General features: G+C 59.4%; 12 protein-coding genes. 8 read left to right on the plus strand and 4 right to left on the minus strand.

The features are described 5' to 3' along the window. Nucleotides 1-159: 159 nt before the first annotated feature. Nucleotides 160-420: a helix-turn-helix domain-containing protein gene (locus tag J2T09_RS10175; protein WP_306833923.1), complete on the minus strand. Its 261-nt coding sequence runs from the start codon at nt 418-420 to the stop codon at nt 160-162. Between the two features lie 144 nt (nt 421-564). Here J2T09_RS10175 and J2T09_RS10180 point away from each other — a divergent pair, with 144 nt between their 5' ends. The 8 genes from J2T09_RS10180 (at nt 565) to J2T09_RS10215 (ending at nt 11194) form a co-directional block, all read left to right on the plus strand. Next, nucleotides 565-3474, plus strand: a complete 2910-nt coding sequence (locus tag J2T09_RS10180) for a monovalent cation/H+ antiporter subunit A (RefSeq protein ID WP_306834520.1) — start codon at nt 565-567, stop codon at nt 3472-3474. Then, nucleotides 3474-3812 carry a Na+/H+ antiporter subunit C gene (locus J2T09_RS10185; RefSeq protein WP_306833925.1) on the plus strand — a complete coding sequence of 113 codons (339 nt, stop codon included), beginning with the start codon at nt 3474-3476 and terminating at the stop codon, nt 3810-3812. Before J2T09_RS10180 ends, J2T09_RS10185 begins: the two co-directional genes overlap by 1 nt. Next, on the plus strand, nt 3809-5443 hold the full coding sequence (locus tag J2T09_RS10190) for a monovalent cation/H+ antiporter subunit D (RefSeq protein ID WP_306833927.1): 1635 nt from the start codon (nt 3809-3811) through the stop codon (nt 5441-5443). Before J2T09_RS10185 ends, J2T09_RS10190 begins: the two co-directional genes overlap by 4 nt. Further along, nucleotides 5443-5919 (plus strand): Na+/H+ antiporter subunit E, encoded by a 477-nt coding sequence (locus tag J2T09_RS10195; RefSeq protein ID WP_306833929.1) that lies wholly within the window; start codon nt 5443-5445, stop codon nt 5917-5919. Before J2T09_RS10190 ends, J2T09_RS10195 begins: the two co-directional genes overlap by 1 nt. Next, nucleotides 5916-6197, plus strand: coding sequence for a K+/H+ antiporter subunit F (locus J2T09_RS10200; protein WP_306833931.1), 282 nt, complete (start codon nt 5916-5918; stop codon nt 6195-6197). The genes J2T09_RS10195 and J2T09_RS10200 overlap by 4 nt, the downstream gene beginning before the upstream one ends. Further along, a complete protein-coding gene (gene mnhG, locus J2T09_RS10205) occupies nt 6194-6559 on the plus strand; it encodes a monovalent cation/H(+) antiporter subunit G (protein ID WP_306833933.1) in 366 nt (121 codons plus the stop codon). The genes J2T09_RS10200 and mnhG overlap by 4 nt, the downstream gene beginning before the upstream one ends. Before the next feature lie 118 nt (nt 6560-6677). Further along, nucleotides 6678-8048, plus strand: coding sequence for an FAD/NAD(P)-binding protein (locus tag J2T09_RS10210; protein ID WP_306833935.1), 1371 nt, complete (start codon nt 6678-6680; stop codon nt 8046-8048). Nucleotides 8049-8164: 116 nt separating this feature from the next. Beyond that, nucleotides 8165-11194 (plus strand): PAS domain-containing protein, encoded by a 3030-nt coding sequence (locus J2T09_RS10215; protein WP_306833936.1) that lies wholly within the window; start codon nt 8165-8167, stop codon nt 11192-11194. A gap of 54 nt (nt 11195-11248) precedes the next feature. On the opposite strand, the gene J2T09_RS10220 is transcribed toward J2T09_RS10215, so the two are convergent. The 3 genes from J2T09_RS10220 to J2T09_RS10230 are packed head-to-tail and all read right to left on the minus strand — an operon-like array spanning nt 11249 to nt 13893. Then, nucleotides 11249-12019 (minus strand): ABC transporter permease, encoded by a 771-nt coding sequence (locus tag J2T09_RS10220; protein ID WP_306833937.1) that lies wholly within the window; start codon nt 12017-12019, stop codon nt 11249-11251. Then, on the minus strand, nt 12016-12831 hold the full coding sequence (locus J2T09_RS10225; RefSeq protein ID WP_306833938.1) for an ABC transporter ATP-binding protein: 816 nt from the start codon (nt 12829-12831) through the stop codon (nt 12016-12018). The genes J2T09_RS10220 and J2T09_RS10225 overlap by 4 nt, the downstream gene beginning before the upstream one ends. Before the next feature lie 36 nt (nt 12832-12867). Continuing rightward, the gene (locus tag J2T09_RS10230) at nt 12868-13893 is read right to left on the minus strand and encodes an ABC transporter substrate-binding protein (protein ID WP_306833940.1); all 1026 of its coding nucleotides are present in this window, start codon (nt 13891-13893) and stop codon (nt 12868-12870) included. Nucleotides 13894-13990: the final 97 nt, after the last annotated feature.

Here is a 13990-nt window from a genome sequence, read left to right on the forward strand (position 1 = left end):
ACGCTTCATCTTCCCGGGCGATCGTAGCGCATCGTCCTGCGCACCATAACCTGAAGGGGCCGAAGGACGGCGCAAAGCCTGAAACCGCAAACAAACTTTCTCAATCGATCAGTCCAGATATCTCCAAAGCCCATAATCGGGCTATTTGCAGTTTCCGGACTACAGCTCCACAGACTTCGGACATACGCCAAATTTATCGTCCTGCATGCGGACGAACGCAACGCCGGCGCTTTCGAACGCCAGACGTAACTGCGCCTCGGTTGCGCGGTGCACATCGTGCCGATCGCCCTCGTAGTCGCGAATGGTGCTGCGCGACACGCCGGAACGGTCCGCAAGTTCCATCTGCGTCCAGTCCAGATAACCTCGTGCCGCACGGCACAGCGCCGGTGTCAATATCTTGCAGTGGTCGCCTTGACCCATCGTTTAAAGCTGCCCATATTGGTCAATATCTTTCATATATGGCATTTTTGATTCGCCGACCAGTGTTGCTTTTGCAATACTCAACTGGATGGATCCAAGCCGGGCACAAGGAAACACGATATTGGGGTAACGTCGGGGCCAATCATTCTTTCACTTCTTCTGGTCTTGCCCTTTGTCGGAAGCCTGCTTTCCGCTGCCTTGCTGAAGAGTTCTTCCCGCAGTCTGCCCTCGCTGATTGCCGGGCTTGTCGCGCTGGGATGTCTGGCAGCGTCGATCGCCGCCTATCCCGCGATTGCCGAAGGCGAGATCCTTCGCGCCAATCTTGAGTGGCTGCCGCAGTTCGGTCTTGAATTTGCCTTGCGGATGGATGGCTTTGCCTGGCTGTTCAGTGTCCTGATCAGCGGTATCGGCTTTCTCGTTGTCGTGTATGCCCGCTATTACATGTCCGAGGACGATCCTGTTCCGCGGTTTTTCTCCTTTCTTCTGGCGTTCATGGGGGCGATGCTCGGCATTGTCATTTCCGGCAATGTCATCCTGCTCTCGGTGTTCTGGGAACTGACGAGCATCTTCTCGTTCCTGTTGATCAGCTACTGGCACAATAGCGCTGCTGCGCGCGATGGGGCCCGCATGTCGCTGACGATTACCGGGGTCGGTGGTTTCTGCCTGCTCATCGGCGTGTTGCTGCTCGGCAATATCGTGGGCAGCTATGACCTCGACAAGATTCTCGCTTCGGGCGACGTGATCCGCAATCACCCGCTTTACCTGATGGCGCTGATCTTCATCCTGCTTGGGGCTCTGACCAAGAGCGCGCAGTTTCCGTTCCATTTCTGGCTGCCGAATGCGATGGCGGCGCCGACGCCGGTTTCCGCCTTCCTGCATTCGGCGACCATGGTAAAGGCTGGTGTTTTCCTGCTCGCCCGTTTCTGGCCGGCCCTTGCGGGCAGTTATGAGTGGTTCATCCTGTTGGGAACGGCCGGTATCATCACGCTGCTGCTCGGTGCCTATTTCGCCATGTTCCAGCAGGACCTGAAGGGTCTGCTGGCCTATTCGACGATCAGCCATCTCGGTCTGATCACGACATTGCTCAGCCTTGGCAGCCCGCTGGCGACAGTCGCTGCGATCTTCCACATGGTCAACCACGCGACCTTCAAGGCGTCGTTGTTCATGGCGGCGGGTATCATCGATCATGAAACCGGCACGCGTGATATGCGGCGACTGAGCGGCCTCTATCGATTCCTGCCGTTTACCGCGACACTGGCGATGGTGGCGAGTGCTGCTATGGCCGGCGTGCCGTTGCTGAACGGTTTTCTGTCCAAGGAAATGTTCTTTGCCGAGGCGGTGGAAACGCATGCCGATTCCATCCTCGACCGTATCCTGCCCTATGTCGCCACGTTGGCGGGCGCTTTCAGTGTCGCTTATTCGCTGCGTTTCATCCACACCGTGTTCTTCGGCAGACAGCCGGTCGATCTACCAAAACCGGCGCCACATGAGCCTCCCCGGTGGATGCGTTTTCCGATCGAAATTCTCGTCGTCATCTGCCTGATCGTCGGGATCGTGCCCTCGCTTTCCATCGGTCCCTTCCTGCATGTGGCCGTCACCAGCGTGCTTGGAGCGGATACGCCGGAATACAGCCTGTCGATCTGGCATGGCTTCAACCTGCCGCTGATCATGAGCATGGTGGCGCTTGTGGCCGGCACGGTGATCTATTTCGTGCTGCGCCGTTATCTGGCCTCCTGCGCGGATGGTCCACCGGTGTTCCGCCGTTTGCGCGGACAGCGCATATTCGAGCGCATTCTTGTCGAGGTCTCCTGGCGCTGGGCGCGTCTGGCCGAACAGCGGCTGGGCACGCGAAAACTGCAACCGCAATTGCGTTGGGTCGTGTTCACCGGTTTTCTCGCCGGCATGCTGCCGCTGACCCTGTCAGGGTTCGAACCGCGTCCCTTCGCCTTTTCCGGCGTGGACCCGATGTTTGCGGTGATCTGGCTGATCGGTATCTGCCTCGCTATCGGGACCGCCTTCATGGCGAAATATCACCGGTTGGCGGCCCTGGTCATGCTTGGCGGCGTCGGACTGACGGTCTGCATCACTTTCGTATGGCTGTCGGCGCCGGATCTGGCGGTGACCCAGCTTCTCGTGGAAATCGTCACGACCGTTCTCATTCTGCTCGGGCTGCGCTGGCTGCCGAAGCGGAACGAAGGCGTCGATGATGCGATCACACTGCGTGCGCGTTTCCGTCGTTTCCGCGATCTGGCGCTTGCCATCGTCTGCGGTGTCGGCATGACTTTCGTGGCCTATGCCGTCATGACCATGCCGGTACCGGATGCCATCGCCACCTATTTCCTCGAAAATGCCTATACGGAAGGCGGCGGCCGCAATGTCGTGAATGTCATCCTGGTCGATTTCCGTGGCTTCGATACGCTTGGTGAAATCGCCGTGCTCGGCATCGTGGCCCTGACGGTTTACGCGCTGCTTCGCCGCTTCCGCCCGGCGGCAGACAGCATGAGCATGCCCGAGCAGCAGTTGATCCAGAACCGTTTTGATGAGGAACGGCCCGAGCGGTCGGCCGGTGATACGGTCAAGGAATACCTTCTCATTCCGTCCGTCATCATGCAGTGGATGTTCCCGGTCCTGATCACCTTTGCCGTTTATATCTTCATGCGCGGGCATGATCTTCCGGGCGGCGGTTTCTCCGCCGGTCTTACCCTGTCGATTGCCTTCCTGCTGCAATATCTGGCCGGCGGCACCCGTTGGGCGGAAGACCGTATCCGCATCCTGCCATTGCGCTGGATGGGGGCGGGGCTGCTGACGGCGATGGTGACCGGCATCGGCGCCTGGTTCCTCGGTTATCCGTTCCTGACCTCGCATTCGCGCTATATCGAGCTGCCGCTGATCGGAAAAATGCCGGCGGCAACGGCGCTGTTCTTCGATCTGGGCGTTTTCCTGCTCGTGGTTGGCTCAGCGGTCCTCATCCTCGTGGCCCTGGCGCACCAGTCGATCCGTATCAATCGCTTGCGGGCCAGCGACACCGAGAAGACGAAGGGAGGAGAGGCCTGATGGAAATCATCCTGTCCATCGCCATCGGCGTCATGACCACATGCGGCGTATGGTTGCTCCTGCGTCCGCGCACCTATCAGGTCATCGTTGGGCTTTCCATGCTCTCCTATGCGGTCAACCTGTTCATCTTCGGTGTTGGTGGCGTGAAGACCAATGTGCCGCCCTTGCTGGGAGATGACGTGGTGACCTCGTCACTGGCCGATCCGGTTCCGCAGGCGCTCGTGTTGACCGCCATCGTCATCGGTTTTGCCACGACCGCACTTTTCCTTGTCGTGCTTCTGGCCTCGCGTGGGCTCACCGGCACCGACCATGTCGACGGAAGGGGGGACCGCAAGTGAACGGCTGGGCCCATCATCTCATCATCGCGCCTGTTCTGCTGCCGCTTGCCGCCGCTGCGATCCTGCTTTTTATCGATGAACGCAGCCGTATGCTGAAAGGCCTCGTCAGCCTTGCCGCCGCGTTGCTGCTCGTCGTCATTTCCTTCGTTCTTTTCCGTATCGAAAGCGGCCCGAACGATTTCGAAGGCGTTTACCTGCTCGGCAACTGGACGGCGCCGTTCGGCATCGTCCTGGTGCTTGATGCGCTGTCTGCGCTGATGCTGCTTCTGACATCGCTGCTCGGACTTGCGGCGCTGGTCTATTCGCTGGCACGCTGGCACACGGTGGGCGCACATTTCCACACCATGTTCCAGTTGCTGTTGATGGGCGTCAACGGTGCGTTCCTGACCGGTGACCTGTTCAACCTCTTTGTCTTCTTCGAGGTCATGCTGGCGGCCTCCTATGGCCTTCTGCTGCATGGTTCGGGGCCGCTGCGCGTCAAGGCCGGCATGCATTACATCGCCGTCAATCTGGCGGCCGCGCTTCTGTTCCTGATCGGCGTCAGCCTGATCTACGGCACGACAGGCACGCTCAACATGGCGGATCTGGCGGCCCGCATTCCGGAGATCGAGCCGGATCGCCGCATGCTGATGGAAGCGGGCGCCGGCGTTCTCGGCATTGCCTTCCTGATCAAGGCCGGCATGTGGCCGCTCTGCTTCTGGTTGCCCACGGCCTATAGCGCCGCATCGGCACCGGTCGCCGGCATCTTTGCCATCCTCAGCAAGCTCGGTATCTATGTCATCCTGCGGCTGACCATGCTTCTCTTCGGAGATGGACCTTCCGCCGGTTTCGGCGCCAATGTCCTGCTTTATGGCGGCATCGCCACCCTGATTTTTGGCATTATCGGTGTGCTGGCTTCGCAGGCGCTCGGACGTCTTGCCGGTTTTTCGGTGCTTGTTTCTTCGGGAACACTGCTGATGGTTCTCGGCATCAATGACGGTGCCGTATCGTCCGGTGCGCTTCTCTATCTCGTCAGTTCGACCCTGACGATCGGTGCCTTTTTCATGCTGATCGAACTTGTCGAGCGCGGTCAGGATGCCGGTGCAAACGTTCTGGCCGTGACGATGGAAGCGTATGGCGATGCCGATGAGGACGAGCCGGAAGAAGGCGATGGCGTGACCATGCCCGGCACCATGGCGATTCTGGGCACCTGTTTTGCCGCCTGCGGCATTCTTCTCGCGGGTCTGCCGCCGCTGTCCGGTTTCGTGGCCAAGTTCGCCATGCTTTCGTCGATGATGGGAACCGGCGCGATCGGTGTGCCGCCTACTGCCGCCGTCTGGACGCTCGTCGTGCTGGTCATCCTGTCGGGCGTTGCATCGCTAATCGCCATGACACGCGCCGGCATCCGAACCTTTTGGGGCTCGATCGAAGGGACCGTGCCGCGTGTGCTGGTCATCGAAATCGTGCCGGTGATGTTCCTGCTGGGTCTGACCCTTGTTCTGACGGTGCAGGCTGGCCCTGCCATGCAATACATGGATACGACCATTCGCACGCTTGCCAATCCGTCCGTCTATATCGATGCGGTCCGCAATGCGACTGTCATCACGGACTACGATGATCAGGCAAAGGTCTCCACGGAGGGCACCAACTGATGCTGCCTTATCCGCTTTTGACCGTTTCTCTCATCCTGATGTGGATGCTGCTCGGCGGCTTTACGCCCGGACAGTTCATTCTGGGCACGCTGGTTGCGGTGTTTGCATCCTGGGCGATGGCCTCGCTTCGGCCCGACAAGCCGAAAATTCGCAAGTGGCATCTTCTGCCCAAGCTGGTGGCGATCGTCTTCCTCGATATCATCCGCTCGAACATCGCCGTTGCCAAGGTTCTGATCTTTGGTCGATCAAAGACAGGTCGCGCAGGCTTCCTCAGCATTCCGCTGGAGATCGAGGATCGCACTGCCCTTGCCGTGTTGGCGATCATTCTCACCAGCACTCCGGGCTCGGCATGGCTTGAATATGACCAGCATGACAAGACGGTTCTGTTGCATGTTCTCGACCTTCTCGATGAGGATGAATGGATCGGTCTGGTCAAGAACCGGTACGAAAAACTCCTGATGGAGATATTCGCATGAGCGCAATCATCATTTTTACCGCCGTTTCGCTTGCCCAGTTGATGATCGGTGCCGCCATGGCGATTGCCGCGGTCCGCATGTTCCGAGGCCCGCGTGCGCAGGACCGCATCATCGGTCTCGATGCGCTTTACATCAATGCCATGCTGCTGCTGGTCACCTTCGGTATCGGCACCGGCCGCGTGGTCTATTTCGAGGCGGCGCTGGTGATCGGCATGCTCGGCTTTGTTTCGACCGTGGCGCTTGCCAAATTCCTGATGCGCGGGGAGGTGATCGAATGATGGGTTCCGTCGTGGACATTCCGCTCTGGGGCGCGATCGTCGTTGCCTTCTTCCTCCTTATCGGCGCCTCTCTGACGCTGATCGGCGCAATCGGCTTCCTGCGTCTGCCGACCTTTTACGAGCGCATTCATGCGCCGACGCTTGGCACAAGCTGGGGTATCGGTGGCATCATGCTGGCGTCGATGATCTATTTTACCCTGTCGTCGGAACGGCTGGTCATCCACGAAATCCTGATCGGCATCTTTGTGACGGTCACGACACCGGTGACCCTGATGCTGCTTGCGCGCGCTGCTCTTCATCGTGATCGGGCGGAAAATGATGACAGCGTGCCGGGAAAGTTTCGCAACGATCGGGAGAGCTGATCTAGCCCCCGACAGATTCCGCATCTTGAAGACGCGGCCGCAGGTTCTATGCTTTTGGGGAAGAGTGGCGTTGGTTTCGACCGGGCGTTGATCGACAGGCGAATAACACGGAGAGCCGATGCTGTACGATGTCGTGGTTGTCGGATCGGGCTTTTCGGCGATTGCCGTCACGATCAATCTCTTGCGGTCTATGCCGGACGGTCGGTCCATCGCGGTTGTCGGCGATGATGTCGGTTTCGGTCGCGGAACGGCCTATCGCACGGAATTCCATCTTCATCGCCTCAATGTGCCGGCGGCGCGCATGAGCGTCTTCTGCGACGAGCCGGACGATTTCCGAAACTGGCTGGCTGCGAACGGACGTGCTGCGGATGCGCATGTGTTTGCCTCGCGTGGCGACTATGGCCTTTACCTGCGTGACCGGTTTGCTGCCCTCCTGCGCGAAAGGCGTCAGGGCGTGCGGGTAGATTTCATCAGGGCCAAGGCGGCGCAATGTGTCCGTCAGGCGAATGGCGGTTATTCCTTCCATCTGACCACAGGTGGGCGGCTCAATGCAGGATCGGTGGTGCTCTGCCTTGGTCTCGGCAACGCCGACCTGCCTGTTTCCGCCAGCCAGACGACTGAGCGCATCGTCGAAAATCCCTGGCGCCTGAGCTGGCTGTCCGCAGTCGATCCGCATGAAGAGATCTGCATCCTTGGCTCGGGACTGACGATGATCGACCAGGTTCTGGCCCTGCGTGAGCATGGGCATCGCGGCCGCATCCATGTCCTCTCGCGCCGTGGCCTCGTGCCCTTGCCGCATATGGTTGGTGCACATTCGCCCGCGCCGCCACAATTGCCGGAAAGCCGCGCCATCAGCGATATCCTGGGTTGCCTGCGTCGGCAGGTCAGGTCCGGCGTGGACTGGCGCTCCGTGATGGATGGCTTGCGCCCGCAGACGCAAACCTTGTGGCAATCCCTGAACGAAGACCAGCGTTCGCGCTTTCTGCGCCATGCGCTCGCATGGTGGAACGTTCACCGTCACCGGTTGGCGCCGCCGGTGCGGCAGCGGCTCGAGGCCCTGCTGAAAGACGGCACCGTCAGCGTCCATGCCGGTTTCCTGCAGGAGATGGATCAGGATGGCGAGCGCATCTGCATGGTTTTCAGGCAGCGCGGGCGGCAGGACATGCGGGAAATCAATGTTGATCGTGTGGTCAATTGTACCGGTATGGAACGTGCCGGCCTCAAGCACTCACCACTGCTTCTGTCCATGCAGGAGGATGGCCTTCTGCGTCCCGATCCGCTTGGTCTCGGCATCGTTGTTGATGGCATGGCGCAAGTCTGTGATGGTTCGGGCAAGGCACAGCAGGGCGTTTATGCTGTCGGTGCGCTGACGGCGGGCCAGTTCTGGGAAATAACCGCCGTGCCGGATATTCGCGTTCAGGCCAAGGCCGTTGCCGAGCGTATTGCTGCCGAAAGCAAAGTCGAAATCAATGAGACCCTGATACTTTAACGACGTTTCTTTACCGTCGCCGAGGTGTGATCGGCTGTGCAGTTGTACGCATGATCACCGGATGGTATGAGCGCCATACTTATTTTCAGCCACATTGGTGTCAAGTTTTCCGGTCCATGGATACTCTGAATTCCCCGCCGCTCGTCTTCGTTGATGCCGACAATATCGTGACTGGTTGGTCCGAAGGCGCACAGCGTCTTCTCGGCTATACACAAGCCGATGTCATCGGCAGATCCTATGACAGTTTGCGCAGCGATTCCGCACGGTCATTCGTCACGAGCGACGGCAGGATCGTACAATTGCTGGCGACGCCGGTGGCGGCGCCGAACGGCACCATTGTCATTACCCTGCGTGCAGCCGACAGGCTTGCGATGCAGGAGCAGCTGGAACTGACGCTTGCAAATACCGATGTCATCGGCTCCTGGGACTGGGATCTGCTGAGTGACAGGGTTGTCGCCGACCGCCGTTTTGCCGAAACCTTCGGCGTTGATCCGCATGCGGCCGCAACCGGTCTGCCGCTCGAATCCTTCGTTTTCAACATCCATGCGGCTGATCGTGATCGCGTCTCCGCCGAAATAAGTCATACGGTTTCAACGGGCGAGCCGTTTCGCAGCGAATACCGGGTACACCATGTCGATGGTTCCATCCGGGATGTGGCGGCGAGGGGACGCTTGATCCACGACGAGAGCGGCCAGGCGACCCGTTTTCCGGGCATGCTGTTCGATATTACCGCGCGTCGTCGGGCAGAGCGCACCGCGGCGCAATATGATGAGCGTTACCGGTTATTGTTCGGCGCACTCGATGATGGATTTTGTGTCGTCCAGATGGTCTGGGATGAGAACGGCAATCCGGTCGACTACATCTTTCTGGAAGTCAACGCTGCCTTTGAGCGGCAGACCGGTATCTCCGACGGTGTCGGTCGCCGTATGCGCGAGATCGCGCCGGATCATGAACAGCACTGGTTCGATACATACGGACAGGTTGCGCGAACACAGCAAAAGACGGCGTTCGAACATGCTGCCGAAGCGCTGGGTAAATACTACGACGTGCAGGCCTTCCCGGTCGACGAACCTGATTCCGGCAATGTCGCCATCCTGTTTTCCGATCGCAGCGAGCAGAAACTGGCGGAAAATGCATTGCGGGCCAGTGAGGCGGAATTCCGTACGCTCTCGCAATCCGTGCTCAATCATATCTGGATTGCCCGACCGGATGGGCAGGCTACATGGTTCAACGATCGCGTCTATGAATATCTCGGCGTGCCCGACGGCTCGCTGACGGACAGCATCCGGCCATTCGTGCATCCGGATGACTTGCCGCCGGCACTTGCCGCGTGGCAGGTGGCGCTTGGCTCCGGCCAGATCCTGCAGACCGAATATCGCGTCCTGCGCAAGGATGGCACCTATCGCTGGCATGTGGTGCGTGCCGTGCCGGTGCGTGATGCCAGGGGCGTCATCCAGCGCTGGATCGGTACAAACACGGATATCGAGCATTCCAAACGCAACGAAGAGGCGCTTGCCTCGCTGAATGCCACGCTCGAGGAAAAGATCGATGAACGCACGCGCGAACTGATGGTGTCGCAGAAGGCACTGCAGCAGGCCCAGAAGATGGAAACCATCGGCCAGTTGACCGGTGGCGTCGCGCACGATTTCAACAACCTTCTGCAGGTCGTGGCCGGTAATCTCCAGCTTCTGGCCAAGGATGTCGTCGGCAACGATCGGGCCGAACGTCGTGTGACCAACGCCATGGCCGGCGTGAGCCGCGGCGCCAAGCTCGCCAGCCAGCTTCTTGCCTTTGGCCGCCGTCAGGCACTGGAGCCAAAAGTCATCAATGTCGGCCGTTTTCTGAACGGAATGGAAGATCTGCTGCGCCGCTCGATCGGAGAGTCGGTCGAAGTCGAGGTTATTTCCGCCGGCGGTCTGTGGAACACCTATGCCGATCCGGTGCAGGTGGAAAACGCCGTGCTCAATCTCGCGATCAACGCGCGCGACGCCATGCAGGGATCCGGCAAGCTGACGATCGAGGTTGGCAATGCCTCGCTCGATCAGGATTATGCCCGTTCGCATTCCGAGGTCGATCCGGGCCAGTATGTGATGATCGCGGTTACCGATACCGGTTCCGGCATGACGCCGGAAATCATGGAAAAGGTTTTCGAGCCCTTTTTCTCGACCAAGCCGGAAGGCAAGGGCACCGGTCTCGGGCTTTCCATGGTCTATGGCTTCGTCAAGCAGTCGGGCGGCCACGTCAAGATCTACAGTGAGATTGGCCATGGCACGACCGTGCGTGTCTATCTGCCGCGCGCCTTGGCCGATGAGGACCGCGAGATCGTCGTCCATAACGGCCCGATCGTCGGTGGCACCGAAACCGTGCTTGTTGTCGAGGACGATGACGAAGTCCGTGCGACCGTGGTCGAGACGCTGGCCGATCTCGGATATCGCGTGCTGACCGCGCGGGATGCGCAGGCCGGCCTGACCGTGGTTGAAAGCGGCATTCCGATCGATGTCATCTTCACCGACGTCGTCATGCCGGGGCCGCTCAAAAGCCGCGAAATGGCGCGTCGCGCCAAGGAGCGACTGCCGCATCTCGTCGTGCTTTTCACCTCTGGCTATACGGAAAACTCGATCGTGCACGGTGGCAAGCTTGATGCCGGCGTCGAGCTTCTGTCCAAGCCCTATACGCGTGAAGCGCTCGCCCGTCGTCTGCGCCACCTGATCGCCAACCAGAAGCAGCAGCAATTGGCATCGGCGCCGAAAGTAATACCGGCCTCCGTCCAGACCGCAAATCCCGCGCCGGCTTCCTCCGTGCTGCCGCTGACGGTTCTTCTGGTGGAAGATGACGCGCTGATCCGCATCAATACGGCCGAGATGCTGTCCGAACTCGGGCATCAGGTTTTGGAGGCCGGTACGGCCTGCGAGGCAATGACGGTACTGCAGCGCGGTGGAATCGACCTTCTGGTCACCGATCTCGGCCTGCCGGATATGAACGGTCATGAACTGGCCGGCAGGGCGCGTGAGCTTCTGCCTGAAGTCGGCATTGTTTATGCGACAGGCGATACATCCGTGCCGGACGATATTCCGGGGGCGGTCATGCTCGGTAAGCCCTATGACGAAGACACATTAAAAGCGGCGGTTCTGAAAGCCGTTCGCTGACAAGGCAAAACCGGTGCCGCAAGACGCCGGTTTTTTGTTATCTGGATACCGGTTTCAGCCGCCAACGCCAAATGTGGTACCGCGCACGGCCCAGGCGGTCATCCTCTTTTCGATTATCGCGAAGATCACGTACATGGCGATGCCCATGGCAGCGATGACAACGAGGCCGGCAAAAACCAGGGATACCCGAAAGTTGGCGGAGGCCTGCGTCATCAGCGTGCCGATGCCGCGGTTGGATGCCAGTGTTTCCGAAATCACCGAACCGACAAAGGCAAGCGTGATCGAAATCTTCAGGGAGGCGAAGAGATAGGGCAGCGAGCGTGGAATGCCGATCTTGCGGACGATATCCAACTGGTTGGCGCCGAGCGAACGCAACACGTCACGCAGTTCCGGTTCGATCGTGGCAAGACCGGTTGCGACATTCACAGCGATCGGAAAAAAGCTCAGCATAAAGGCAGTAAGGATGGCCGGTACGGTGCCGATGCCGAACCACACGACAAGGATCGGCACGATCGCCACTTTCGGAACGGAGTTGAAACCCACCAGCATCGGATAGAGGCTGGAATAGGCAAAACGCGACGAGCCGACCAGAATGCCGAGGAGAGCGCCAAAAACCACGGCAACGGCGAAGCCGATCACGGTTGTCAGCAGTGTCTGGCTGGAATGAAACCAGATGATGTAGAGGTTGTCCCAAAGAGCAATCGCGATTTCGCTCGGGGCCGGCAACACGAAAGACGGGATCTTGAAGCCGACGCAGGCCGCCTGCCAGATGAAGATCAGCAGAACCGGCAGGAACACGGAGCCGAGACGTTCGAACCGGGTCATGGCGTTGTCTCCGCAGTTGTGGTCTTGATGTCGACCGGCAGGCGCTGCGCACGAATTTCGGCGCGAAGCTCCATGACGTTCTCGTTGAACTTTGGATCGATGAACGTGTGTTCGTCACGCGGACGGGCGAATTCCGTCGTGTCGACTGAACGCACCACGCGGCCGGGCCGGTTCGACATGACATGCACCTTGTCCGCCAGATAAAGCGCTTCACGCAGGTCGTGGGTGACGAGGATGGCGGTGAATTTGCGCTCCAGCCAGATGGTCTGCAGCACATCCCACAATTCTTCGCGGGTAAAGGCATCGAGTGCGCCAAAAGGCTCGTCGAGCATCAGCAGGCGCGGCTGGTGGATCAGCGAGCGGCATAGCGACACGCGCTGCTGCATGCCGCCGGAAAGCTGCCAAGGATAATGGTCGGCAAACGAGTCCAGCCCGACGATGCGCAACAGGTCCATGGCGCGCTCGACGAATTCCTTGCGCTTGGCACGGAACTGGTGGCGCTCGGGACGCACCACTTCCAGCGGTAGAAGCACGTTTTCAAGCGTGGTGCGCCAGGGCAGAAGATTGGGGTTCTGGAACGCCATGCCGACGATGTTGACCGGCCCGTCGATTTCCTTTTCGTCGATCAACACGCTGCCAGACGTGGCGGGCATCAGGCCCGTCACCAGTTTCATCAGCGAGGATTTTCCGCAGCCGGACGGCCCGACGACCGCTGCAAACGAGCCTGCCGCGACCGTCATGTTGAGATCGGAGACCGCAAGCGTCTTTCCATAGGAAAGGCTGACGTTCACCAGTTCCACGAGGTTCTTCATAAAATCTGTCTCTTGTCGTCCGGGGCTGCGAAATGCTTACTTCGGCGGCATGCGTTCCGACGCAGGCGGAAGGAATTCGGTGGTATAGACCTTCTCTGCTGCCGGGGCCGCAACCTTGTAGACTTCGCTATTGGTCTTGATCGTCAGGTCCATGCGGGCCGGATCGACATAGCCGAGGCCGTTCTTGTCGAAGGCCGGCGATTTCAGCACCCCCTTGTCCATCAGGAAGGCCAGCCGTGCAGTTTCAAGCTTGGTGTCGAACATCGGCTCGATTTCCTGCATGGCGGTCATGCCGGCTGCCGGATCCTTCAGAAGATCGACCGTGCCGGAAATCGTCGCCTTGACGAAGCCCTTGATGATGTCGGGGTTCTTGGCAATGTAGTCGGGCATAGCCACCAAGACACTGCCATAGAGGTCGAGGCCGTTATCGGCATAGGACATGACGACGATATCGTCCTGCGGAACGCCGGCGGAAATCAGGTTGAAGACGGAGGTGGAGGAAAAGCCGGAAATGGCCTCGACCTGACCCTGAACCAGCATGGTTTCGCGCAGGTTCGGCGCCATCGTCACCCAGTTGATCGAGGCCGGATCGATGCTGTTGGCCTTGGCGAAGGCACCGAACATCATGCGGCTGGAATCCGATTCCGGTGCGCCGATCTTTTTGCCGGCAAGATCGGCCGGTTTGGTGATGCCGGATTTTTTCAGCGTGATGATCGAGTTCGGTGTCTTGTCGAAGACCTGGTAGAAGGCGAGAACGGTGCGGTCCGGGTTTTCGGCGTTGAACTTGATGACCGAATTGACGTCGGTAAAACCGATGTCATAGGCGCCGGCGGCGATCTTCACGACCGTATCGCCCGAACCATAGCCGCGGTCCATGGAGACCTTCAGGCCGTTCTGCTCGAAATATTTGTTCTTGAGTGCCAGGCCCCAGATGGCGTGGTTGCCCTGCAGCGTCCAGTCGAGCGAAAACTTGACGGGCTTGAGGTCTTGGGCGGTGCTGATGCTGGCCGAAAAGGCAAGCGCCATCGCCCCGAAGGCGAGCTTCAGGAAGGTCGATTTCATCATGTTCCCCTGGTTCGTAGGTCTTGTTATGCCTACTTTTTGCGGTGCACTCTGCCGCTTGTCAACCAGTTGAATGACGTAGAAACAGGCAGATTTA

This window comes from Neorhizobium huautlense (genome assembly GCF_030811685.1).
Taxonomy (GTDB): Bacteria; Pseudomonadota; Alphaproteobacteria; order Rhizobiales; family Rhizobiaceae; genus Neorhizobium; species Neorhizobium huautlense_A.

Bases quoted from the DNA above. Each gene is read 5' to 3' on its own strand.
- J2T09_RS10175 (WP_306833923.1), bottom strand. From the start codon at position 420: ATGGGTCAAGGCGACCACTGCAAGATATTGACACCGGCGCTGTGCCGT.
- J2T09_RS10200 (WP_306833931.1), top strand. From the start codon at position 5,916: ATGAGCGCAATCATCATTTTTACCGCCGTTTCGCTTGCCCAGTTGATG.
- J2T09_RS10215 (WP_306833936.1), top strand. From the start codon at position 8,165: ATGGATACTCTGAATTCCCCGCCGCTCGTCTTCGTTGATGCCGACAAT.
- J2T09_RS10210 (WP_306833935.1), top strand. From the start codon at position 6,678: ATGCTGTACGATGTCGTGGTTGTCGGATCGGGCTTTTCGGCGATTGCC.
- J2T09_RS10230 (WP_306833940.1), bottom strand. From the start codon at position 13,893: ATGAAATCGACCTTCCTGAAGCTCGCCTTCGGGGCGATGGCGCTTGCC.
- mnhG (WP_306833933.1), top strand. From the start codon at position 6,194: ATGATGGGTTCCGTCGTGGACATTCCGCTCTGGGGCGCGATCGTCGTT.
- J2T09_RS10220 (WP_306833937.1), bottom strand. From the start codon at position 12,019: ATGACCCGGTTCGAACGTCTCGGCTCCGTGTTCCTGCCGGTTCTGCTG.
- J2T09_RS10225 (WP_306833938.1), bottom strand. From the start codon at position 12,831: ATGAAGAACCTCGTGGAACTGGTGAACGTCAGCCTTTCCTATGGAAAG.
- J2T09_RS10195 (WP_306833929.1), top strand. From the start codon at position 5,443: ATGCTGCCTTATCCGCTTTTGACCGTTTCTCTCATCCTGATGTGGATG.
- J2T09_RS10185 (WP_306833925.1), top strand. From the start codon at position 3,474: ATGGAAATCATCCTGTCCATCGCCATCGGCGTCATGACCACATGCGGC.